General features: G+C 42.1%; 1 protein-coding gene. It reads left to right on the forward strand.

The genetic code is table 11. From position 1 onward, the window contains the following. Positions 1 to 278, forward strand: a 278-nt coding sequence (locus tag AOA60_RS08425; RefSeq protein WP_178075335.1) for an ATP phosphoribosyltransferase regulatory subunit, incomplete at both ends; no start/stop codon positions are given.

Below are 278 nucleotides of genomic sequence, written 5' to 3' on the forward strand. Positions count from 1 at the left end.
AGTGATGCATATGAGTTATTATACAGCGACCGTTTTTGAAGCATACAGTGAAGGCTTAGGATACCCAATCGGAAGTGGTGGTCGTTATGACGGACTACTTGAAAAATTCCATCGATCAGAGCCTGCAACAGGTTTTGGCCTAAGGGTCGACCGACCTACTGAAGCATTGGGGAAAACAAAGGAATCCATTACGAATGATATTTGCATTATTTTTAGTAATGAACGACGTAAAGAAGCGATGAATAAAGCAACAGAACTGCGTAGGGAAAACCGTACTG

Source organism: Pseudomonas sp. 2822-17, assembly GCF_002742485.1.
Lineage (GTDB): Bacteria > Pseudomonadota > Gammaproteobacteria > Pseudomonadales > Pseudomonadaceae > Aquipseudomonas > Aquipseudomonas cyclaminis.